This window comes from Micromonospora sp. AB353, assembly GCF_049538395.1.
Taxonomy (GTDB): Bacteria; Actinomycetota; Actinomycetes; order Mycobacteriales; family Micromonosporaceae; genus Micromonospora; species Micromonospora aurantiaca.
In genome coordinates this window covers 84,910-106,471 of sequence record NZ_JBMVFV010000010.1, presented here as the reverse complement: position 1 = coordinate 106,471, position 21,562 = coordinate 84,910, and the positions used below count along the sequence as shown (strand labels likewise).

Sequence of the window (21,562 nt, the reverse complement as noted above, 5' to 3'; positions counted from 1 at the left end):
GGACACCTCCGACGCCGCGGCGGCCTTCGCCGACGAGGTCTACGACCAGCTCGGCCAGGGCGCCAGCCGCACCACCGACGACGGCCAGCGGGTCACGCTCGCCGCCACCGCCGCGACGCCGGACCGTTCCCGGCTGGCCCGTCTCGGCCTGCGCAACGCCGAGCGGCCGGACGGGCTGGAGTGCCCGGTGCGGCTGGCCTGCGAGTGGATCCCCGCGCCGTACGAGCAGCTCAGCGACGACCCGGGCGACTACGGCAACCACGACCTGGCCGACCGGCCGAAGCAGCAGAAGATCGAGTACATCGTCATCCACGACACCGAGGGCTACTTCGGCCCGAGCGTCGACCTGGTGAAGCGGGCCGACTACCTGGGCTGGCACTACACGCTGCGCTCGGTGGACGGCTACATCGCCCAGCACATCAAGACCAAGGACGTCGGCTGGCACGCCGGCAACTGGTACGTCAACGCCAAGTCCATCGGCCTGGAGCACGAGGGCTTCGCCGGTCAGGGCACCTGGTACACCGAGGCGATGTACCGCACCTCGGCCAAGCTGGTGCGGCACCTGGCACTGAAGCTCGGCATCCCGATGGACCGGCAGCACATCATCGGCCACGACAACGTGCCCGGCATCACCGCCGCCAACGTGGGCGGCATGCACTGGGACCCAGGACCGTACTGGGACTGGTCGCACTACTTCGACCTGATGAAGGCGCCGTTCCGCAGCACCGGCACGCCGCGTACCGGCCTGGTCACCATCGACCCGGACTTCGCCACCAACCGGCCGGCGTTCACCGGCTGCAACCAGCAGCCGCCCGGTGTCCCGACGCCCCGGCCGCCGGCCGAGCCGTGCCCGTCGCGCGGTTCCTCCGCGGTGATCCTGCGGACCGCGCCAAGCCCGGACGCCCCCCTCGTCAACGACCTCGGGCTGCGCCCGGACGGTACGCCGGACACCATGTACATCTCCGACCACGGCGCCCGCGCCTCCGCCGGTCAGACGTACGCGCTCGCCGGCCGGCAGGGTGACTGGACGGCGATCTGGTACCTCGGCCAGAAGGCGTGGTTCCTCAACCCGGCGTCCGCGCCGACCGCCAAGTGGGCCACCGGCTTCGTGGTGACCCCGCGGCCCGGCAAGGCCACCATCCCGGTGTACGGGCGGGCCTACCCGGAGCAGGCCGCCTACCCGGACACCATCCCGTACCAGACCATCTCGCCGCTGCAGTACACGTTCGCCGCCGGCCAGCGGTACGCGGTCGGCGGGGTGCTGCCCGGCGAGTACTACCGGGCGGTCTCGTTCGACGGTTCGGCCCCGGGTGACCGGACCGTGGTCCGCGGCAAGAACCGCTACGTGCAGGTCCAGTTCGGTCACCGGATCATGTTCGTGAACCTGGACGACGTGCTGGTCCTGCCGTCCCCGGTCGGCACGCCACGCTGACCTTCCCACGAGAACGCGAAGGCCCCCGGTCCCTGCGGACCGGGGGCCTTTCCGTGTGACAGGGGTCAGGCGACCCGGACGAAGCCGGCGAGCGGCTGGGTGCTGATGCTCGACACCTGGACCGGTTTGCCGGTCCGTGGCGCGTGCACCATCACCCCGTTGCCGAGATAGAGCCCGACATGGTGCAGGTCGGAACCGAAGAACACCAGGTCACCCGGTCTCGCCTCGGAGCGGGACACCTTGCGGCCCTCGTTCCACTGCGCGCCGGTGAAGTGGGTCAGCGAGATGCCCGCCGCCTTGTACGCGTACTGGGTGAGGCCGGAGCAGTCGAACGAGTTCGGGCCGGTGGCGCCCCACACGTACGGGTCGCCGACCTGGGCGCACGCCGTCTTGATGGCGGTCCGCGCGGCGCTGCTCACCACACCGTCGATCTTCGGGCAGCCCGCCGGGCGGATCGAGGTCACCGGGAGCATGGCGGTCAGCCGCTTGATCTCCGAGTCGATCTGCTTCTTCTTCGCCGCGAGATCGTTCTGCTGCTTGATCTCCAGCGCGATCAGCGCGTCGAGCTTCTCCTTCTGCCTGTTGTACTCGTCGCGCACCTTGAGCACACCGGCGATCTGGCGGCGCTGGTCGTCGGCGATCCGGTCCAGCATGACCAGCTGCTCGGCCAGCGTGCCCGGCTTGGTGTTCACCAGCAGCGCGCCCAGCTCCTGCGACGGGCCCTGGATGTAGTACCGGGCCGCGATGTCGCCGACCTTGTTCATGGCGAGCGTGGAGGCCAGCTCCAGCGGCACCATCTTGTCCTTCAGCGCCTTGGACTTCTTCTGGTTGGCGCGAAGCTGCGAGCGGACCTTGTTGAACTGCTCGATGGTGGGTTCGAGCTGCTGCCACTGCTTGTCGATCTGCGCGTCGATCTCGTCCACCGACGGCGCCGCGTGCGCCGGGGCCGTCAGCATTCCGGCGCCGACCGCGGCGGCCGCGACCAGGGTGACCAGACCGTGTACCACCCGTCGGAACCCGGCCCGCCGGCCGGGTGGAGCGCTCGGGGCGTGACGTTGAGGGGGCGTGGTTGCCACCGGCACGGACTCCTTTGCAACCGACCGCCGGGCGCCTCGCGAGAGGGAAGGTCGAGGCAGACGACCCACAGCGGTCGGTGCCCCACATTAGGGAAGGCGTCCGATGGAATCAAGGCGACCGTTTGTTCAATCACGTATCCGCAATCGGTTGCACACCAAGGGTATTCAATTCATCTCCCGACGATGGCTGTCAATACGTCGTCGAGTGTCACCACACCCATCGGCCGGCGTCCGTCGCTGACCAGCACCATGTGGCGGCGTTCGCGGCGCATCGCGAGCAACAGATCGGCGAGCGTACGGTCCGGCGGCACCACCGCCAGCGGTCGGTAGATCTCGGCCGGCACCGGTGCCCGGCGGCTCGCCCCGGCGTACCCGAGCACGTCCTTGACGTGCACGAAACCGAGCACCCGGCGGGTGGCCCGCTGCACCACCGGGAAGCGGGACCGGCCGGTACGGGTCGCCAGCACCTCCAGCGACGCCGGTGAGACGTCCTCGGCCACCGTGGTGACAGTGGACCAGGGTTGCAGCGCGTCCGCCGCGGTACGGCTGTGCAGGGCCAGCGCGCCGGTGATCCGGGCGTGCTCCTCGGCGTCCAGCAACCCCTCGGTACGCGCCTGGGAGACCAGCCCGGCCAGTTCCTCGGCGGTGAACACGGTCTTCACCGCGTCTGTCGCCTCCACCCGCCACCACCGCAACACCTGCCGGGACGCCCACTTCATGGCCAGCAGCAGTGGCTTGGTGGCCAGGCAGAACGCCAGCATGGCCGGGCCGAGCCAGAGCGCCGACGGCTCCGGCCCGGCCAGCGTGATGTTCTTCGGCACCATCTCGCCGACCACGGTGTGCAGGAACACCACCACCGCGAGCGCGATGACGAACGACACCGGGTGCACCGCCGAGACGGGCAGCCCCAGCGCGGCGAACGCCGGCTCCAGCAGGTGCGCCAGCGCCGGCTCGGCGATCGCGCCGAGGCCCAGCGAGCAGACGGTGATGCCGAGCTGCGCCCCGGCGATCATCAGCGGGATCTGGTTCATCGCCGCCAGCGCCAGCCGCGCCCGCTTCGACGTCGCCGCCAGCGGTTCGATGACCGTACGGCGGGAGGCGATCAGCGCGAACTCGCTGCCCACGAAGAACGCGTTACCGAGCAGCAACCCGACCGCGACGAGTAGTTCAGGCACCGTCGTCTGGCTCCTCGGGGCGTACCACCCGCACCTGCTCGATCCGGTGCCGGTCGACCTCCACCACGGTGAACTCGTACCCGGCCTCGTCGACCGTCTCGCCCGGCACCGGGATGTGGCCGAGCCGCGCCATGAGGAACCCGCCGAGCGTCTCGTACGGCCCGTCGGGCAGCCGGAACCCGGTCTGCTCCACCAGCTCGTCGGCGCGCAGCACACCGTCGGTCAGGACGGTGCGCTCGCCGCCGGGCACTGTCAGCTCCACCGGCCCGAAGCCGTCCACCGCGTCCGGGTCGAACTCGTCGGCGATCTCGCCCACCAGTTCCTCGACCAGATCCTCCACGGTCACCACGCCGTCGGTGCCGCCGTACTCGTCCACCACGATCGCCAGGTCGGCCCCGGCGGCCTTGAGCGCGGCCAGCACGCCGTTCAGGTTCAGGCTCTCCGGGACGTACACCGGTTCCCGGGCCACGGCGGCGACAGTGGTGGCCGCGCGGCGGGCCAGCGGCACGCCCAGCGCGTCCGGCACCCCGGCGACGCCGGTGACCAGGTCGAGCGTCTCCTCGTAGACCGGGAACCGGGTACGGCCGGTCCGCCGGGACGCCTCCAGCAGCTCGGCCACGGTCGTGGTGGCACGCAACGCGGTGACGTCGACCCGGGGCGTCATCGCCTCGGCGGCCCGCTTGTCGCCGAAACGGATGGTGCGGCGCAGCAGCATCGCGGTGTCCGGCGGCAGCGCGCCGGCCCGGGCCGAGATCGCGGCGAGCAGGCCCAGTTCCTCCGGGGAACGGGCGCTCGCCAGTTCCTCCTGCGGCTCCACACCGAGACGGCGCACCAGCCGGTTCGCTGACTCGTTCAGCAGCCGGATCAGCCAGCCGAAGGTGCGGGAGAAGGCCCGCATCGGCGCTGCCGTGGCGAGCGCCGCCGGCATCGGGCGGGCCAGCGCGAGGTTCTTCGGCACCAGCTCGCCGAACAGCATCGAGATGAGCGTGGCGAGAGCCAGCGCGAGCAGGCCGGAGAAGCGTTCCGCGCCGCCGAGCGGGCGCAGCAGCGGCGCGAAGATCCGGGCCAGGGCGGGCTCGGCCAGGTAGCCGGTGAGCAACGCGGTGAGCGTGATGCCGAGCTGCGCCCCGGAGAGCTGGAAGGACAGTTCGCGCAGCGCGCGGCGTACCGTGGCGGCCCGGCCGTCGCCCTCGTCGGCCCGCCTGTCGATCTCCGCCCGGTCGACGGTGACCAGGGCGAACTCGGCCGCGACGAAGAAGGCGTTGCCGGCGGTCAGCAGCACGAAACCGACCAGTGGCAACAGCGTCAGAAGCAGAAGGCCGTCGATGCGCGTGATTGTGGCACGCGGACGCCGATGGTGGACCCCCCGTAGCGTGGTGCGCATGGACGGTCTGCTGCTCACCGACGAACTGGTCCTGCTCGCGTACGACGACGACGGCGCCAACCGCCTCGGCAGTCCGCACCTCGGCTACGGCCTCGCCGGGGCGGTGCTGCTGGAACTGGCCCTGGCCGGGCGGGTGGACGTGACGGACAAGCGACTCACGGTGACCGATCCCGCCCCGACCGGCGTACCGCTGCTGGACGAGGCGCTGGCGACTGTCGGGTCCGGCCGCCCCCGCAAGCCGAAGGACTGGATCGGCAAGCTCGCCAAGGGCCTGCCGGACCGGGTGCTCGGCGGGCTCGTCGACGCCGGGGTGCTGCGCCGGGAGTCCGACCGGGTGCTGCTGGTCTTCCCGCGTACCCGCTATCCCTCGCCGACCGGCGCGGAGCCGGCGGTGGAGACCGCGGCCCGGCAACGGATGACGACGGCGCTCACCACCGACGGCCCGGTCGACGCCCGGACCGCCGCGCTGCTCACGCTGACCCGCGCGGTCGGCCTGGACCGCAAGATCTTCCGCGAGCTGCCGAAGGAGCGGGTCAAGGCCCGGATCGAGGAGATCGCGGCGGGCGACTGGGCGTCTGCCGCCACCAAGAAGGCGATCGAGGAGATGCAGGCCGCGCTGATGATCGCGATGACCGCCGGGACGAGCGCCGCCATCATGACCACCACGACCAGCTGAACGCGACGGCGGCGGCACCGCACGGGTGCCGCCGCCGTCGTGGTCCGGCTCCTGCCGGGGTACGCCTCAGCTCGCGGCCGGCGCGACCTCCGGCTCACCGGCCGGGGCCTCGGGCTTGACCGAGCGCAGCAGCACGCTCGCCACGTCGACGACCTCGACCTGCTCGCCCGCGCCCTTGCCGTTCACGCCGTCGTTGAGCATCGTCGAGCAGAACGGGCAGCCGACCGCGATGGTCTTCGCCCCGGTGGACATGGCCTCCTCGACCCGGTCCACGTTGATCCGCTTGCCGATCTTCTCCTCCATCCACATCCGGGCGCCGCCGGCGCCGCAGCAGAAGGAGCGCTCGCTGTTGCGCGGCATCTCGGTCAGCTCGCCCTGGATCGAATCGCCGAGCACCTCGCGCGGCGCGGCGAAGATCCGGTTGTGGCGGCCCAGGTAGCACGGGTCGTGGTAGGTCACGCCGCCGTCGACCGGCTGGACCGGGGTGAGCTTGCCGGCGCTGACCAGGTGGGCCAGCAGCTGGGTGTGGTGCACGACCTCGAACTCGCCGCCGAGCTGGCCGTACTCGTTGCCCAGGGTGTTGAAGCAGTGCGGGCAGGTGGCGACGATCTTCCGCTTGCTCTTCTCGCGGCCCTCGAACGCCTCGTTCAGCGTCTCGACGTTCTGCTGAGCGAGCATCTGGAAGACGAACTCGTTGCCGATCCGCCGCGCCGGGTCGCCGGAGCAGGTCTCGCCCTCGCCGAGGATGGCGAACTTGACACCCGCCTCGTTGAGCAGCGTGGCGACCGCGCGGGTGGTCTTCTTGGCCCGGTCCTCGAACGCGCCGGCGCAGCCGACCCAGAACAGGTACTCGAAGTCGTCGACCTCGCCGACGCGCGGCACCTCGAACCCGAGGCCCTTTGTCCAGTCCTCGCGGGTGTTCTGCGGGGCGCCCCACGGGTTGCCCTTGTTCTCCAGGTTGCGCAGCATGACGCCGGCCTCGGACGGGAAGCTCGACTCGATCAGCACCTGGTAGCGGCGCATGTCGACGATGTGGTCCACGTGCTCGATGTCGACCGGGCACTGCTCGACGCAGGCGCCGCAGGTGGTGCAGGACCAGAGCACGTCCGGGTCGATGACGCCGCCCTCCTCGGCGGTGCCGATCAGCGGCCGGTCCGCCTCGGCCATCGCGAGCACGTCCACGCCGGCCAACTGCTCCTGCGTGGCCTTCTCCTCGCCGGTCAGGTCCTTGCCGCCACCGGCCAGCAGGTACGGCGCCTTCGCGTACGCGTGGTCACGCAGGCTGAGCACCAGCAGCTTCGGCGACAGCGGCTTGCCGGTGTTCCAGGCGGGGCACTGCGACTGGCAGCGACCGCACTCGGTGCAGGTGCTGAAGTCGAGCAGGCCCTTCCAGGTGAACTGCTCGACCTGGGCGACACCGAACTGGTCCTTCTCCGGGTCGGCCTCCTCGAAGTCCAGCGGCTTGCCCTCGCTGGTCATCGGGCGCAGCGGGCCCAGGCCGGAACCGGCCGGCTTCTCCGGGTCGCGCTTGAAGAAGATGTTCGGGAAGGCCAGGAAGCGGTGCCAGGCCACGCCCATGGTGACGTTCAGCGAGATCACGATGAGCCAGGTCATCGAGATGGCGATCTTGATGAGCGCGGCGACGCTGACGCCCGCCTCCCAGTTCGGGAGGACCGAGCCGACCGCGTGGCTGAGCGGGGCGGCCCAGACCGGGTACTCGAAGTGGTCGGTGGCGACCTTGAAGCCGCGGATCACGAACCCGAAGATCAGGACCAGCAGGACGACCCACTCGACGAAGTAGCCCTGCCACATGGTCGAGCCGGTGAACCGGGAGCGGTTCTCCGCGCGGCCCGGCCGGTTGCGCAGCCGGATCGCCATCAGCACCAGGATGCCGGCCAGGCCGAGGATGCCGATCCACTCGGTGACCAGGCCGAAGATCGTCCAGTGCCCGATGATCGGCAGCCCGCCGCCGGTGGAGACCACCTCGAAGTAGGCCTCGAGCACCAGCAGCGACAGCACGATGAAGCCGACCATCACGAACCAGTGGGCGGCGCCGACCACGCTCCACTTGAGCATGCGGGTGTGACCGGCGGTCTCCACCAGCATCTTCTTCGTACGCGCGCCCTTGTCGCCGAACCGCTCCGGCGCGGGCTGGCCGAGCCGGATGACGGCGGTCATCTTCATGACCGCACGCACCGCAAGCCACACCGCAACGGCGGTGATGGCGGCCGCGAGGATCGTGGTGACGATCTGGACGCTGCCCATCGAGTTGGCCTCCCGGTCTGCTGCTTTGTGCGTGCAGCCTACGCGCAAGGTTACCCAGCAGTAACGTGAGTCTTCTCGCACCAGGCCACGCCGCCCTGCGCACACCATAGGTGGGCCGGCGCCGAAGCGCCGTGCAGGGGCGGCGTGGCGTGACCTACGCCGGGGCGGGGCAGCGCCGGATCAGCGCCAGCGGGAGAGCAGGATCAGCGACGAGACCATCGCGCCGAAGCCCACGGCGAGGTTCCAGTAACCCCAGCTGGCGACCGGGTACGCCTGCTCGGAGAGGTAGTAGAGCACCAGCCAGCCGATGCCCACCACGATCAGCGCGACCGCGGTAGCGGGCAGCCAGATGGGGCTAGGCTTGCGCGTCGACGCCGTCGCCGTCGGACGGACGTCCGTCGGCGGGGTGTACACCTTCTTCTTGCGGACCTGAGACTTGGGCACGACGCTCTCCAGAGGGGGGTACGACCTCGTCCGGCCTGACAACCGGGCGCGAGGGCGACGGTCCATGGCCAATAATGTTCGACAGCTAGCGTAGTCCCGACGGACCGTCCAGGCCACGAATGGGGCCAGGCCGGTGCACTCAGTAACCGGAAAGAGCGGACTTTCCGGGTCGAGCAGGTCGTCTCGCACCGGCGCGGGCCGGAACGAGACGACGGGAAAGGGAACGCCCGGTGGAGTACACGTCCGGCGCCGCCTCCTGGCAGAAGGTCCTCCGCCGCGCGGCAGCCGCCCTGCTGCCCCGGCGCGCACGCCAGCGCCGCCCCGGCTGGTCCGTCGGCGTGCCCCTGATCGCCGCCGCGGCCGGCCTGCTGTTCACCACCACCGCCACCACCGCGGGCGGCACCTCCCTGCGTGAGGACCGCCGGCCCCAGCTCACCCAGCTGATCGAGGACCGCCGCGAGGAGGTCGCCGCCAGCGAGGCGAAGGCCGCCCGGCTCCGCGCCGAGGTGGAGGAGCAGACCGAAGCGCTCGCCGGCGCCGACGGGCCGATCAAGACCGAGCGGGACCGGGCCGCCGCGAGCCGGCAGGGCGCCGGATTCACCGCGCTCACCGGCAGCGGCGTGACTGTCGAGCTGAACGACGCCGACCGCCGGCCCGACCAGCCGCTGCCGAAGGGCGCCAGCAACGACGACCTGGTGGTGCACCAGGGCGACGTCCAAGCGGTCGTCAACGCGCTCTGGGCCGGCGGCGCGGAGGCCATGTCAATCATGAACGTCCGCGTGCTGAGCACCAGCGCGGTACGCTGCGTCGGTAACACCCTGCTGCTGCACGGCCGGGTTTACTCCCCTCCTTTCAAGATCGTGGCAATCGGCGATCCCGCGGAACTCCAGCGGGCGCTCGCCGCCTCTGAGGGAGTGCGGGTGTTCAAGGAAGTGGCCGACCACTACCAACTCGGGTACGCCGAGCGCGTCTCCACGGTCACCGTGCCCGCGTTCGAGGACTCCACCGCGTTGCAGTCGGCGACGGTGCCCCGGTGACCGGCGGCGACCCCCGGGAACGCGCCGGCCACGACCGCCGGGAGGAGCCCACCGCGTTCCTTCCCCGGGTCGAGCGTCCGGCCCCGGCGTCGCCACCGCCGCTCGACCTGCCCTGGCCCGACGCCGGACCGGCCCACACCGCCCCGGCCCGACACGGCCGGGACACCCGGCCGCCCGTCCCACCACGGACCGGTCAACCGCCTTCCGGCCCGCCACGGACCGCCCCGCCGCCGTGGCCGGGCGGTCAGGCGCATCAACCGGCGAGCGCCCCCCGCCCCGAGGCCGACCCCCGGTTCCGCCCGCCGGCGAGCGAGCTTCCCCCCAGGGGTACGCCCCACCCGGCCGGCCCGTCGCACCACGGCCCCGGACACCACGGCCCCGCGCCCCACGGAGCGGCGCTCCGGGATGGTCCCGCCCCCGGGATGCGCCCCGCCGCGCCCGGCGACGTCCCACACCGGCCGGGCGAGCGCCCCTTGCGACCGGACGGGTACGGACCGGCAGGGCAGCAGAACGCCGTCCGCCGTTCCACAGGTGGGGCGATCCCGCCCGAGCGTGGTGGCCGCGGTGGACAGCCACCGCAGGCGGGCATCCGCCCGTGGGAGGCCGGCGGACGCCCGCCGGAGGACGGTCGCCGACCGGCGGGGGGTGAGGGACGGCCGCCCGGCGTACCCCCTCTCGGTGGGCCGACCGGCGCGGACCGGAACCCTCCGGCCGACAGCGGAGCCACGGCGGTGCTGCCCGCCGTCACCCGCCCGCCCGCGGACCCTCACCTGGACGCCACCGGGCTGATGGGCGCGGTGCCCCCGCCCCCCGACAACGGTGACGACGGCGGCGCCGAACCGCCCGCCGAGCCGCCCCGCCCCCGGCGCGGCGAGCGGGTGGTGCAACTGCGGCCCGAGCAGACCGGCGACGGATACCGCAGCGTCTACTCCGAGCTGACCCGCCCCACCGTCGGCTCCCGGCTGCGCAGCGTCGTGCGGGGCACCGGCGAACTGCTGATCACCTTCGGGCTGGTGGTGCTCCTGTTCGCCGGGTACGAGATCTGGGGCAAGGCGGTCATCGTCGAGGCCCACCAGAACGACCTGAACAGCCAGCTCGCCCAGGAGTGGGACGCGGCGGCGGACCCGACCGTCGGCCCGACCACCGGGCCGACGGTGAAGCCGAAGCCACCGGCGGAGGGCAGGCCGGTCGCCGGCCTCTACATCCCCAAGTTCGACAAGCACTGGGTGGTGGTCGAGGGGGTCAGCCCGGAGGACATCCGGTACGCGCCGGGCCGCTACCCGGACAGTGCCATGCCCGGCGAGGTGGGCAACTTCTCCGTCGCCGGCCACCGGATCCGCTCGACGTTCTGGCGGCTGGACGAGATGAAGACCGGCGACGCGATAGTGGTCGAGACCAAGACGGAGTGGCTCGTCTACCGGGTATACCAGCAGCGGATCGTGAAGCCGTCCCAGGTGGAGGTGGTCGCGCCGGTGCCCGGCAAGCCGGGTCAGAAGCCCACCGAGAAGCTGCTGACGCTCACCACCTGCAACCCGAAGTTCGACAACTACCAGCGGTTGATCATCCACGCCCGGCTGGACCACACGCAGGCCAAGTCGGCGGGCCGCCCGGCCGAGTTGGAGGCGTGAGCCGTGTACTCGTGGATCTGGCGCAAACTGCCGTTCGGGCTGCCCGGCAAGCTGTTCGGCTCGCTGGTGCTGGCCACCGCCACTGTCGCGCTGCTCTGGTTCGTGGTCTTCCCGTGGGCCGAACCGCTGCTGCCCTTCGACGACGTGCAGGTCACGCAGGAATCCGGCGTACCGGGTGACGGTGGCATCACCGAACCGACCGGCCTGCCCGGCGAGGAGGAGCTGCCGTACAGCACCGAGACGAACAACGCCCCACCCCCCACCCCGAACAGGTGACAGCGATGCGCGTACTGGTGATCGACAACTACGACTCGTTCGTCTTCAACCTCGTGCAGTATCTCGGCCAGCTCGGGGCCGACTGCGAGGTGCGGCGCAACGACGAGATCGACGTCGCCGAGGTGGGCCGGACCGGTGCCGCCGGTGTCCTGCTGTCGCCCGGTCCGGGCAGCCCGGACCGGGCCGGCATCTGCCTGGACGTGATCCGCGAGTACGCCGGCAAGCTCCCGATCTTCGGCGTCTGCCTCGGCCACCAGGCGATCGGCGAGGCGTTCGGCGCGACAGTCGCCCGCGCGCCGGAACTGCTGCACGGCAAGACCTCGGAGGTACGCCACGACGGCGTGGGCGTGCTCGCCGGCCTGCCCGACCCGTTCACCGCCACCCGCTACCACTCGCTGGCCGTGCTGCCCGAGACGCTCCCCGACGAGCTGGAGGTCACCGGCCGGACCGCTTCCGGTGTGGTGATGGCGATGCGGCACCGCACGCTGCCGATCGAGGGCGTGCAGTTCCACCCGGAGTCGGTGCTGACCGAGGGCGGTCACCTGATGCTGGCGAACTGGCTTGCCGCCTGCGGCTTCCCGGCGGCGCTGGAGCGCGCCCCGGAGCTGGCCGCCGAGGTCGACGCCCGCCGCCGAGCCGCCTTCTCCCCAGCCTGACCCCCGCGCTTCCCGCCCCACCCCCGCCCCACCCCCGCGCGGTCCCGCCCGTCCCCCTCTCGGTCGATCATGAAGTTGTCGGGGACAAATCGGACGCCCAGTGCCGCTAACTTCATGATCGACGGGAGGGTGGGGGGCGGAGATGCGGCGCGGCGGCGGCCCCGGGATCGGGGACGCCGCCGCGTCGGTCGGTCAGGTGAAGGTCAGCGGTCAGTACGGGTCGGGGTCACCGGCGGGAACGGGAAGCCACTGCCGCCGCCGTTGCCGCCGCCACCGTTGCCCGGCGTGCTTGGCGACGTGCTGGGGCTGCCACTCGGCGTCGGGCTGGTGGACTCCTCCTCGCGCGGCACGTCGACCCGGATGGTCACCCGCTCGCCCTTGGCCAGGCTGGTCCCGGCGGACGGCGACTGGCTGCTCACCTTGCCCGCCTCGGCCGGGTCGACCTCGTCGCCCTCCTGGACCCGGACCTCGTAGCCGGCCTCCTTGAGGCGCTGCTTCGCCTGGTCCTCGGTGTAGCCGCGGACGTTCGGCACCTCGCTGACGTTGCCCAGGGAGACCTTGAGCGTCACCTTGCTGCCCTCGGCGACCGCGCTGCCTTCCTTCGGCGAGACGTCGACGACCTGGTCCTTCGGCAGGCTGCTGTTGACGGTCTCGCGCACCGGGGTCAGCCCGAGTTCGGTCAGACGGTCCTTCGCGGCGTCGAACGTGCCGCCCTTCAGGTTGGTGGGGATGGTGACCTGGCCCGGGCCGGTGCAGACGTTGACGGTGACCTCGGTGTCCTTCTCCACCCGCTGGCCGAACGACGGGCTCTGGTCGACCACCGAGCCCTTCTCGCACGTGGTGTTCTGCACCGGATCACCCGTGGTGAACCGCAGCCCGGCCTGGGTGAGCGCCGCCTGCGCCTCGGCCTGCGAACGGCCCACCAACTGCGGCACCGACACCTTCTCGTTGCCGGCCTGGTTGAGCCAGAGCGCCGTGCCGAGCGCGATCACCGCGAGCACACCGAGCGCGGCGAACGCGGCGATGACCCAGGACGAACTCTTGCGCTTGCCCGGGTCACCCACCCGCGCCACCGGCTGCTGGCGGGTCTGCGGGCCCATCATCTGGGTCTGCTGCGCCTGGTGGTACCCGCCGCCCGCGGCGGCGCCCATCGGCATGGTCTCGTCGGCCGGCATCACCGGGGTGGCGAGCACAGGCCGCCCGGCGGCGGCGCGGAGCAGGTCCGCCCGCATCTCGCCGGCGCTCTGGTAGCGGTTGAGCGGGTTCTTCGACAGCGCCTTGAGCACGATGGCGTCGACGGCGGGGTTGACGTCCGGGTTGATCGTGCTCGGCGTCGGCGGCTGTTCCCGCACGTGCTGGTACGCGACGCTGACCGGGCTGTCCCCGACGAACGGCGGGTGGCCGCAGAGCAGTTCGAACAGCACGCAGCCGGCCGCGTAGACGTCGGAGCGGGCGTCGACCGCCTCGCCGCGCGCCTGCTCGGGGGAGAGGTATTGCGCGGTGCCGATGACCGCGCTGGTCTGCGTCATCGTGGTGGCGCCGCTGGCGAGCGCCCGGGCGATGCCGAAGTCCATCACCTTGACCTGGCCGGTCTGGGTGAGCATCACGTTTCCGGGCTTGATGTCCCGGTGGATGATCCCGTGCCGGTGGCTGAACTCCAGCGCCGCGCACATGTCGGCGCAGATCTCCAGCGCCCGGCGCGGCTGGAGCCGCCCCTCGACGCCGAGGACCTCCTTGAGGGTCCGGCCGTTCACGAACTCCATCACGATGAACGGCAGGGTCTCGCCCGTGGGGCCGGTCTCCTCACCGGTGTCGTAGACGGCGACGATGGCCGGGTGGTTGAGGGAGGCGGCGTTCTGCGCCTCACGGCGGAACCGCATCTGGAAGGTGGCGTCCCGGGCCAGATCGGCACGGAGCATCTTGATCGCGACATCCCGGCCGAGCCGGAGGTCACGGCCGCGGTGCACCTCGGCCATGCCGCCGTAGCCCAGCAGCTCGCCGACCTGATACCTGCCACCGAGCAGGCGGGCCTGCGCTGTCATCGCGTCTCTCGTCCTTCGCTCGTCGTCGTACCGCCGCCGGCCGGCAGGAGGCGTACCTCACGACGGTACGACGTGCGGGCCGGATAGTCGCCTCCGTACGCCCGCACCGCGCCGGAGGTCACGCTCACACTCGCCGGAGCGGCTGCGGTATCACCGTATTTCCGGTACAGGAACGAAATCACGCCCGAGCAGAGGATGACCAGCACGGCCACCACGATCGCCGTCGTCCACAGCCCGGACCGGGAGCGCCGGGGCGGGGCGGCGGCGGGCGGTCGCGCGTACCCCAGGGGGTTGTGCTGAGGCATGGGGCGCGGCTGCGGGACGGGGGCCGCGCCGCGCGGCGCCACCGGCGGACGGGGCTGCGGGGCGGGGTGGGCGACCACTGCCGGGCGCGGCATGACCGGCGGGCGCGCCGGGGACACGGGCGGCCGGGGCTGCGGGTGCGGGACGGCGGCCGGCGGCTGCGGACGCGGCGCGGCGGTCGGCACCTGCGCCCGCGCGACCGGTGCGGCGGGTGAGGCGGGTACGCCGGAGATCGGGTGCCCGACGCGGGCCGCCTGGGAGAGCGCGAGCTTGGCCTGCCGGGCGATGCTCGCCAGCGCGGCGGCGCTCGGCCAGCGGGCGGCCGGGTCCTTCGCCATGGCCCGCTCCACGATCGCCCGGACCTGCGGCGGGATGTCGGGCGGAAGCGCCCGCGGAGTGTCCCGCACGTGCTTCATGGCGATCTCGAGGGGGTTGTCCCCTTCGAACGGGCGGCGGCCGGCCAGGCACTGGTACGCGACCACGCCCAGCGCGTAGACGTCCGAGGCGGGTGTGGCGACAGCGCCGGTGGCCTGCTCCGGCGAGATGTACGAGGCGGTGCCGAGCACCGAACCGGCGGCGGTGAGCTGGCCGACCAGGTCCGAGCGGGCGATGCCGAAGTCGGTGAGCACGAGCGTGCCGTTCGGCCGGACCAGCAGGTTGCCGGGCTTCACGTCGCGGTGCACGATGCCCTTCTCGTGCGCCGCGTGCAACGCGTCGGCGGCCTGCGCCAGCAGCGCCATCGTGCGCGCCGGGGTCAGCCGGCCGACGCGGCTGAGCGTGGCGGAGAGCGCGTCGCCCTCGACGTACTCCATCACCAGGAACGCGATGTGCTGGTCGCTGCCGAAGTCGTAGACGTCGACCACGCCGGGGTGGTTGATGGTGGCCATGGTCCGGGCCTCGCCGCGGAACCGCTCGGCGAAGCCCGGTTCGTCCAGCAGCGCCGGGAGCAGGCTCTTGACCGCGACGGTACGGCCCAGCACCTGGTCGGTGCCGCGCCACACGTCACCCATGCCACCGCTGGCGATCCGCTCGTCGAGGCGGTAGCGGTTGCCGAGCTTCACTCCCGGACCGAGCACGTCAGCGCCTCCCGGAGTCGGCGATCGCCGCCGCCATGATCCGGCCGGCGATGCGGGCCGCCTCGGCGCTGCCGCCGTTGCCCGCCTGCTCCAGCTCGACGCAGACCGCGGAGAGCGGCGTGCCGTCCTTGTCCAGCGCGAAGCCGATGAACCAGCCGTGGTCCGGGGTGTTCGGGCCGGACTGGGCTGTACCGGTCTTGCCGCCGACGACGTAGCCGTCGATGGCGGCCCGGCGGCCGGTGCCCTCCTTCACCACGTTCTGCATCATGTCGCGCAGGTCGGCGGCGACCTGGCCGCTGACCGGACGGCGCAGCTCGCGCGGCTGGGCGGCGTCGTAGACGGTGGTGCGGTCCGGCCCGAGCAGCTGCTTGACCAGGTAGGGACGCATCTGCTTGCCGTCCTTGTTGGCCACCGCGGCGGCGATCATCGCGCCCTGCAACGGGGTCATCCGCACGTTGTTCTGGCCGATCGACGACTGCGCCAGCGCGGCCTGGTCGGTGCTTCCGTCCGGGTTCTGCATGTCGCCGGTGCGGCTGGCCGCCACCGGCAGGCCGCCCTCGCCGAGCTGGCCGACGGTGAGGTCCTCCTGCTCGAAGCCGAACTGCTTGGCCTTCTCCTTGACCTTGTCCGCGCCGAGGCGTACGCCGAGCTGGGCGAAGCCGGTGTTGCAGGACTCGGTCACCGCCTCCCGCAGCGTGACCTGCGACTCGGGGCAGATCGACGGCGCCGCGTTGCGGATCGGCTGGCCCGCGCCGGGCGCTGTGTAGCTGGAGCCGGCCGGGATGCGGGTCTGCTGCCCGACGCCGTTCTCCAGTGCCGCCGCCGCCATGATGATCTTGAAGGTGGAGCCCGGCGGCAGCGTCTCGGACAGCGCCCGGTTCGCCAGCGGCCGATCCTTGTCCTTCTCCAACGCGTTGTACGCCCGGTCCGCCTCGGTGCTGTCGTGGCTCGCCAGCGGGTTCGGGTCGAAGCTCGGCATGGACACCAGCGCCTGCACCGCGCCGGTACGCGGGTCGATCGCGATGGCCGCGCCCTTCGTCGCGCCGACCTGGTTGTCGTTCAACTGCTTGAACGCCGTCTGCTGAGCACCCTTGGAGAGCGTCAGCAGCACGTTGCCACCGCCGGTCTCGTCCCCGGTGAACATGTCCTTGATCCGGCTGGCGATGAGCGCGTCGCTGGTGCCGGCCAGGAAGTCGTTCTCCACCCGCTCGATGCCGCTCGCGCTGCCGTTCACCGGCTTCCAGCCGAGCACGTGCGCGTACATCGCCCCGCCCGGGTAGGTGCGCTGGTACTTCAGCTCACCGCCGGTCTCCTTGCTGACCGCGTACGCGGTGCCGCCGACCTCGATGTTGCCGCGCTTGCGGTCGTACTCGGCGACCTGGACCCGGCCGTTGTAATCGCTGTTGCGGTACTCGTCGGCCTTGTAGGCCTGGATCCAGTTCAGGTTCGCGAACAGGAGCCCGAACAGGACCATCACGACCACGCCGACGCGGCGCAGGGGGGCGTTCACGGCCGGATCACCTCCGTCTGGGCGCCGTGCAACTGCTCGGGCGGACCACCGGCGGGCCGGGCGGCCGGGCCACCGCCGCCGGTCACCGGGCGGCGGGCGCCGTCGGAGACCCGCAGCAGCAGCGCGATCAGCAGCCAGTTCGCCATCAGCGAGGAGCCACCGGCGGACAGGAACGGGGTGGTCTGACCGGTCAGCGGGATGAGCTTGCTGATACCGCCGACGATCACGAAGACCTGCAGGCCCAGCGTGAACGCCAGGCCACCGGCGAGCAGCTTGCCGAACGAGTCCCGCACCGCCAGCGCGGCCCGCAGGCCCCGCTCCACGATCAGCAGGTAGATCACCAGCAGCGCGGAGAGACCGAACAGGCCGATCTCCTCACCGATGCCGGCGAAGATGAAGTCGGTCTGCACCTCGGGCAGCAGCGCCGGCTGGCCGCCGCCCGGCCCGGCCCCGAACAGGCCGCCGGTGCCGAGCGTCAGCAGGCCCTGCACCAGCTGGTAACCCCTGTCGTACGGCTCGGCGAACGGGTCCAGCCAGATCTGCGCCCGGTCGTAGAAGTTCGCGAACGGGCCGCCCACGGTGCTGCCCAGCACGTATGCCAGATAGGCGCCGCCGAAGAACAGGATCAGACCGATGAGCAACCAGCTCACCCGCTCGGTGGCGATGTAGAGCGTCACCACGAACATGCCGAAGTAGAGCAGCGAGGTGCCCAGGTCCTTCTCGAAGATCAGGACCAGGAGGCTGACCAGCCACACCACGAGCACCGGGCCGAGGTCGCGTCCGCGCGGGAAGTCGATGCCCAGCACCCGCCGGCTCGCGAGCGAGAGCACCTCGCGCTTGCGCACCAGGTAGTAGGCGAAGAACGTCAGCAGGGTCAGCTTGGCGAACTCGCCCGGCTGGATCTGCCCCAGGCCGGGCACGATGATCCAGAGCTTGGCGCCGTTGATCTCGGAGAACCGCGACGGCAGCAACGCCGGGATCATCACCAGCACGATGCCGGCCAGGCCCAGCGTGTACGCGTACCGGGACAACGACCGGTGGTCCCGCAGGATCGCCAGCAGCCCGGCCGCCAGCACCACGGCGGCCAGCGTCCAGGCGAGCTGCCGGCCGCCGGTGCCGGCGAAGACGGCCAGGTCCTCCCGCTCGGCGGGCGTGGCCTTGGCCAGGTCGTATCGCCGCAGGAAGCCGACCCCGATGCCGTTGAGCAGCGCCACCGCTGGCAACAGCGCCGGATCGGCGTACGGCGCCAGCCAGCGGATCACCAGGTGCAGGCCGAGGAAGACCAGCCCCAGCGCAGCCGCCGGGATCCAGAAGTCGGGCGTGATCGTGTCCAGCGCCTTCGCCTCGACCATCGCCGCGTACGCCGCCACGAGCACCATGGCGAGCAGGAGCAGGGACAGCTCGGCGTTGCGCCGGGACCGGGCCAGGCGTACGCCGGACTGCTCGCCCGTCGAAGCGGGCGAGGCGGCCGGTACGGCGGCTGCGGTCACGGATACGTCCTCGGGATCGAGCCGGCACTCACTCCGGCGACCGGCAACCCGCCGGGTCGGCCGGCGGAACGGTGTCGGAGGGTACGGCGTCGGGCGTGATGGTCGTCAGCGGCGTCGACGCGCCGGGGCTCGGTGAGCCGGTCGGCGGAACGGACGGTGCGGGACTGCCGCTGACCTGCGGGTTCAGCCCGCCCGCTGCCGGGCTCGGGCTGGTCGCACCGGGCGACGGGTCGGGCGGGCAGAGCGGCTTGAGGTTCGGGTTCGCCGGGTCGTCGCTGGTCAGCTCCGCCAGCCGGCGCTCCGCGTCCGGCTCGTTGCGGGCCTGGATGCCCTGCTTCACCCGCTCCTGGGCGGCGAGGGTGAGGTCGTCGAGCCGGGACTCGCTGCGCTCGTGCACGTTCGACAGGTCCAGTCCGGCGACCTGGCCGGGCACCCCGCGGAAGACGGCCAGCTGACCGTCGTCGGTGGCGCCGACGTAGAACTGCCGCTGGGTGTACGTCCACCCGCCGAACCCGCCACCGCCGACGATCACCGCGAGCGCCAGCACCATGGCGACGGTACGCAGCGGCCGGCGACGGCGACGCTCCGGCTCGTCGTCGCGGTTGTCCGCCGGCTCCTCCGGCGCGGGCGGCCGGGGGGCGGACAGCGCCGAGGCGCGGGCCGCCGGGGTGGAGTCGTCGGCCGAGGTCGCCATGCCCCGGTCGCGGGCGGCGGCGCCGCCGACGATCGGGGACGCCTCGACGATGTCCTGGTCGGTGGCGTCGGCGATGATCACCGTGATGTTGTCCGGGCCGCCGCCGCGCAGCGCGAGCTGCACCAGGCGTTCCACGCACCGCTGCGGGTCGGGGTACTCCCGCATGGTGTCCGCGATGGTCTCCGCGCTGACCACGCCGGAGAGCCCGTCGGAGCAGATCAGGTAGCGGTCGCCGGGAAGCACCTGGCGGACGCTGTACTCCGGGTCGATGTCGCGGCCGTCGAGCGCGCGGGTGAGCAGCGAGCGCTGGGGGTGGCTGCTCGCCTCCTCCGCGCTGATCCGGCCCTCGTCGACAAGCATCTGGACGTACGTGTCGTCCTTGGTGATCTGCGCGAACTCGCCGTTGCGCAGGAGATAGGCCCGGGAGTCACCGATGTGGACCATGCCGAGCTTGCTGCCGGAGAAGAGGGTCGCGGTGAGCGTCGTGCCCATCCCCTCCAGCTGCGGGTTGGCGTCCACGGTGTCGCGGAGCTGCTGGTTGGCGGTGCCCACGGCGGAGCGCAGCGCGTCGACCAGGGCGTCACCGGGGACGTCCTCGTCGAGCGGCGCCATGGCACCGATGACGATGTTGCTGGCGACGTCACCGGCGGCCATGCCGCCCATGCCGTCGGCCACGGCGAGCAGCCGCGGTCCGGCGTAGACGGAATCCTGATTGCCGTCTCGGATCAGACCGCGGTCGCTGTGGGCCGCGTAGCGCAGGGTCAGAGTCATGGCCGTAATTCGAGGGAAGTGCGGCCGATCCGGATCGGCACGCCGAGGGGGACGGGGGTTGGTCCGGTGACCTTAGCGCGATCGAGATAGGTGCCGTTAGTCGATCCGAGGTCCTCGACGTACCACTGCCCGTCGCGGGGCACCAGCCGGGCGTGTCGCGCCGAGGCGTAGTCGTCGGTGATCACCAGGGTCGAGTCCTCCGCCCGGCCGATGGTGATCTGGGCCTCTCCGAGCGTGATCCGGGTGCCGGCGAGCTGACCGGCGGTGACCACCAACTGGTGGGCGGCCCGACCGCGCTTGGCCTTCGCCGGCTTCCCCGGCTGCCCGGTCGACGCGCCGATCCCCCGCGGCGCGGCCACCAGCTTGCCCGACCGGGCACCGGCGAAGAGGTCCCGGCGGATCACGCCGACCACCGTGAACACGAAGATCCACAGCAGGATGAGGAACCCGAACCGGGCGACGGTGATGACCAGTTCCGGCAACGCGGGTCAGCCGTCCACGCGGAAGGTCAGCGTCGTGGTGCCGAGCTGGATCATGTCGCCGGGGTTGAGGGCGACCGCCGACACGCGCTGGCCGTTGACCATCGTGCCGTTCGTGGAGCCCAGGTCGGTCAGCACCACCTGGCCGCCGTCGAAGTCCAGCCGGGCGTGGCGCCGGGAGATGCCGACGTCGGGCAGGCGCAGGTTGGCCTGGTCGCCGCGGCCGATCACGGTCGAGCCCATCTGGAGCGGGTAGGTGCGGCCGTCGCCCGAGACCAGGCGGACGTTGCGGCCACCGCCGTGACCGGGCGGCGGGCCGTAGCCGCCACCCTGGTCGTACGCCGGGTACGCCGGGCCGGCGTCGTAGCCGCCGGGCGCGGAGACCGGGGCGACGTCCCCGCCGGTGTACACCTCGGCGGTGACCCGGAACATGCCGGTGTCCAGGCCCTCACCGCGTTCGACCTCGACGATCACGTCGCCGTAGACCGTCCACGCCTGCTCGCCGATGAACTCGGCCTGCGACTGCGCCAGCTCCTGGGCCAGCGCGGCAGCGTACGGCGCCAGCCGACTGTGGTCGTAGGGCGAGAGATCGATCACGTAGCGGTTGGGCACAAGGGTGCGCCCACCGGCCAGGATCGCCTTGTGCGCCTCGGCCTCCCGCTGCATGGCGTTGAGGATCTCCACGGGGTGGACCACCCCTTTGAAGACCTTGGCGAAGGCCCCCTCGACCAGGCCTTCCAGACGCTTCTCGAAGCGTTGCAGCACGCTCACCGGCTCCTCCTCGGGTCCCGAGGCAATGATGGTATCCGGACACCGCCTCCGCAGCTCACACGCCGCTCGGCCGGCTGCCGTCGGCCCGTTCGTGACCAGGCCCGCGAGCGTGCTAAAGTTTCGCCCGCCACGAGCGGTGATCGTTCGTGGCGTGGCCAGTGGACAGCGTAGTATGTCCCGGCACCCGCCGCAGATGGCGGGCGCGGGATGCGATATGGTGTTCCGGGTCGTGCCACGGGGATGTGGCGGAATGGCAGACGCGCACGGTTCAGGTCCGTGTGTCCGAAAGGACGTGGGGGTTCAACTCCCCCCATCCCCACCAGAACAAGGGCTCCGCACACAGCGGGGCCCTTGCTTCGTATCGGGGCGTTCCGGAC

18 protein-coding genes and 1 tRNA gene are annotated in these 21,562 nt (G+C 71.9%); 7 read left to right on the top strand and 12 right to left on the bottom strand.

Annotated elements, in window-relative coordinates; all coding sequences use genetic code 11:
* Positions 1 to 1,432, top strand: a 1,432-nt coding sequence (locus ACPCK6_RS07760; RefSeq protein WP_423480733.1) for an N-acetylmuramoyl-L-alanine amidase, incomplete at its 5' end; no start/stop codon positions are given.
* Positions 1,433 to 1,497: 65 nt separating this feature from the next.
* On the opposite strand, the gene ACPCK6_RS07755 is transcribed toward ACPCK6_RS07760, so the two are convergent.
* From ACPCK6_RS07755 to ACPCK6_RS07745, 3 genes are all read right to left on the bottom strand, one after another.
* On the bottom strand, positions 1,498 to 2,508 hold the full coding sequence (locus tag ACPCK6_RS07755; protein ID WP_194800218.1) for a C40 family peptidase: 1,011 nt from the start codon (positions 2,506 to 2,508) through the stop codon (positions 1,498 to 1,500).
* A gap of 170 nt (positions 2,509 to 2,678) precedes the next feature.
* Positions 2,679 to 3,683: a hemolysin family protein gene (locus tag ACPCK6_RS07750; protein WP_396881742.1), complete on the bottom strand. Its 1,005-nt coding sequence runs from the start codon at positions 3,681 to 3,683 to the stop codon at positions 2,679 to 2,681.
* Positions 3,676 to 4,983 carry a hemolysin family protein gene (locus ACPCK6_RS07745; protein WP_396881743.1) on the bottom strand — a complete coding sequence of 436 codons (1,308 nt, stop codon included), beginning with the start codon at positions 4,981 to 4,983 and terminating at the stop codon, positions 3,676 to 3,678. The genes ACPCK6_RS07750 and ACPCK6_RS07745 overlap by 8 nt, the downstream gene beginning before the upstream one ends.
* 82 nt (positions 4,984 to 5,065) lie before the next feature.
* Here ACPCK6_RS07745 and ACPCK6_RS07740 point away from each other — a divergent pair, with 82 nt between their 5' ends.
* A complete protein-coding gene (locus tag ACPCK6_RS07740) occupies positions 5,066 to 5,743 on the top strand; it encodes a GOLPH3/VPS74 family protein (RefSeq protein WP_423480732.1) in 678 nt (225 codons plus the stop codon).
* A gap of 66 nt (positions 5,744 to 5,809) precedes the next feature.
* Here ACPCK6_RS07740 and ACPCK6_RS07735 read toward each other — a convergent pair whose 3' ends face one another.
* Positions 5,810 to 8,008: a (Fe-S)-binding protein gene (locus tag ACPCK6_RS07735; protein ID WP_423480731.1), complete on the bottom strand. Its 2,199-nt coding sequence runs from the start codon at positions 8,006 to 8,008 to the stop codon at positions 5,810 to 5,812.
* 180 nt (positions 8,009 to 8,188) lie between these two features.
* Positions 8,189 to 8,452 (bottom strand): cell division protein CrgA, encoded by a 264-nt coding sequence (locus ACPCK6_RS07730; protein WP_135242661.1) that lies wholly within the window; start codon positions 8,450 to 8,452, stop codon positions 8,189 to 8,191.
* Between the two features lie 230 nt (positions 8,453 to 8,682).
* Here ACPCK6_RS07730 and ACPCK6_RS07725 point away from each other — a divergent pair, with 230 nt between their 5' ends.
* Genes ACPCK6_RS07725 through ACPCK6_RS07710 form a run of 4 tightly spaced genes read left to right on the top strand, consistent with a single transcriptional unit; the run spans position 8,683 to position 12,049 of the window.
* Complete coding sequence (locus tag ACPCK6_RS07725; protein WP_194800222.1) at positions 8,683 to 9,489, top strand: DUF881 domain-containing protein; 807 nt, start codon at positions 8,683 to 8,685, stop codon at positions 9,487 to 9,489.
* Positions 9,486 to 11,117: a class E sortase gene (locus ACPCK6_RS07720; RefSeq protein WP_423480730.1), complete on the top strand. Its 1,632-nt coding sequence runs from the start codon at positions 9,486 to 9,488 to the stop codon at positions 11,115 to 11,117. The genes ACPCK6_RS07725 and ACPCK6_RS07720 overlap by 4 nt, the downstream gene beginning before the upstream one ends.
* A gap of 3 nt (positions 11,118 to 11,120) precedes the next feature.
* Positions 11,121 to 11,393, top strand: a complete 273-nt coding sequence (locus ACPCK6_RS07715; RefSeq protein WP_396881749.1) for a hypothetical protein — start codon at positions 11,121 to 11,123, stop codon at positions 11,391 to 11,393.
* 5 nt (positions 11,394 to 11,398) lie between these two features.
* Positions 11,399 to 12,049, top strand: a complete 651-nt coding sequence (locus tag ACPCK6_RS07710; RefSeq protein ID WP_423480729.1) for an aminodeoxychorismate/anthranilate synthase component II — start codon at positions 11,399 to 11,401, stop codon at positions 12,047 to 12,049.
* A 203-nt stretch (positions 12,050 to 12,252) separates the two neighbouring features.
* Here the strand turns inward: ACPCK6_RS07710 and pknB are convergent, their stop codons facing one another.
* From pknB to ACPCK6_RS07675, 7 genes are read right to left on the bottom strand one after another with little or no spacing between them, the layout of a single operon-like run.
* Entirely contained in the window at positions 12,253 to 14,091 is a 1,839-nt protein-coding gene (gene pknB, locus ACPCK6_RS07705; protein WP_396881751.1) for a Stk1 family PASTA domain-containing Ser/Thr kinase, read from the bottom strand.
* Positions 14,088 to 15,470 (bottom strand): serine/threonine-protein kinase, encoded by a 1,383-nt coding sequence (locus ACPCK6_RS07700; protein WP_396881752.1) that lies wholly within the window; start codon positions 15,468 to 15,470, stop codon positions 14,088 to 14,090. The genes pknB and ACPCK6_RS07700 overlap by 4 nt, the downstream gene beginning before the upstream one ends.
* A gap of 1 nt (position 15,471) precedes the next feature.
* Entirely contained in the window at positions 15,472 to 16,980 is a 1,509-nt protein-coding gene (locus ACPCK6_RS07695) for a peptidoglycan D,D-transpeptidase FtsI family protein (protein WP_396881753.1), read from the bottom strand.
* Complete coding sequence (locus ACPCK6_RS07690) at positions 16,977 to 18,470, bottom strand: FtsW/RodA/SpoVE family cell cycle protein (RefSeq protein WP_396881754.1); 1,494 nt, start codon at positions 18,468 to 18,470, stop codon at positions 16,977 to 16,979. Before ACPCK6_RS07690 ends, ACPCK6_RS07695 begins: the two co-directional genes overlap by 4 nt.
* Positions 18,471 to 18,498: 28 nt before the next feature.
* Positions 18,499 to 19,935 (bottom strand): PP2C family protein-serine/threonine phosphatase, encoded by a 1,437-nt coding sequence (locus tag ACPCK6_RS07685; RefSeq protein ID WP_396881755.1) that lies wholly within the window; start codon positions 19,933 to 19,935, stop codon positions 18,499 to 18,501.
* The gene (locus ACPCK6_RS07680) at positions 19,932 to 20,417 is read right to left on the bottom strand and encodes an FHA domain-containing protein FhaB/FipA (protein ID WP_128138039.1); all 486 of its coding nucleotides are present in this window, start codon (positions 20,415 to 20,417) and stop codon (positions 19,932 to 19,934) included. The genes ACPCK6_RS07685 and ACPCK6_RS07680 overlap by 4 nt, the downstream gene beginning before the upstream one ends.
* Before the next feature lie 6 nt (positions 20,418 to 20,423).
* Entirely contained in the window at positions 20,424 to 21,212 is a 789-nt protein-coding gene (locus tag ACPCK6_RS07675; RefSeq protein ID WP_026267912.1) for an FHA domain-containing protein, read from the bottom strand.
* 209 nt (positions 21,213 to 21,421) lie between these two features.
* Here ACPCK6_RS07675 and ACPCK6_RS07670 point away from each other — a divergent pair.
* A tRNA-Leu gene (locus ACPCK6_RS07670) sits at positions 21,422 to 21,507 on the top strand.
* The last annotated feature ends 55 nt before the right edge of the window (positions 21,508 to 21,562 follow it).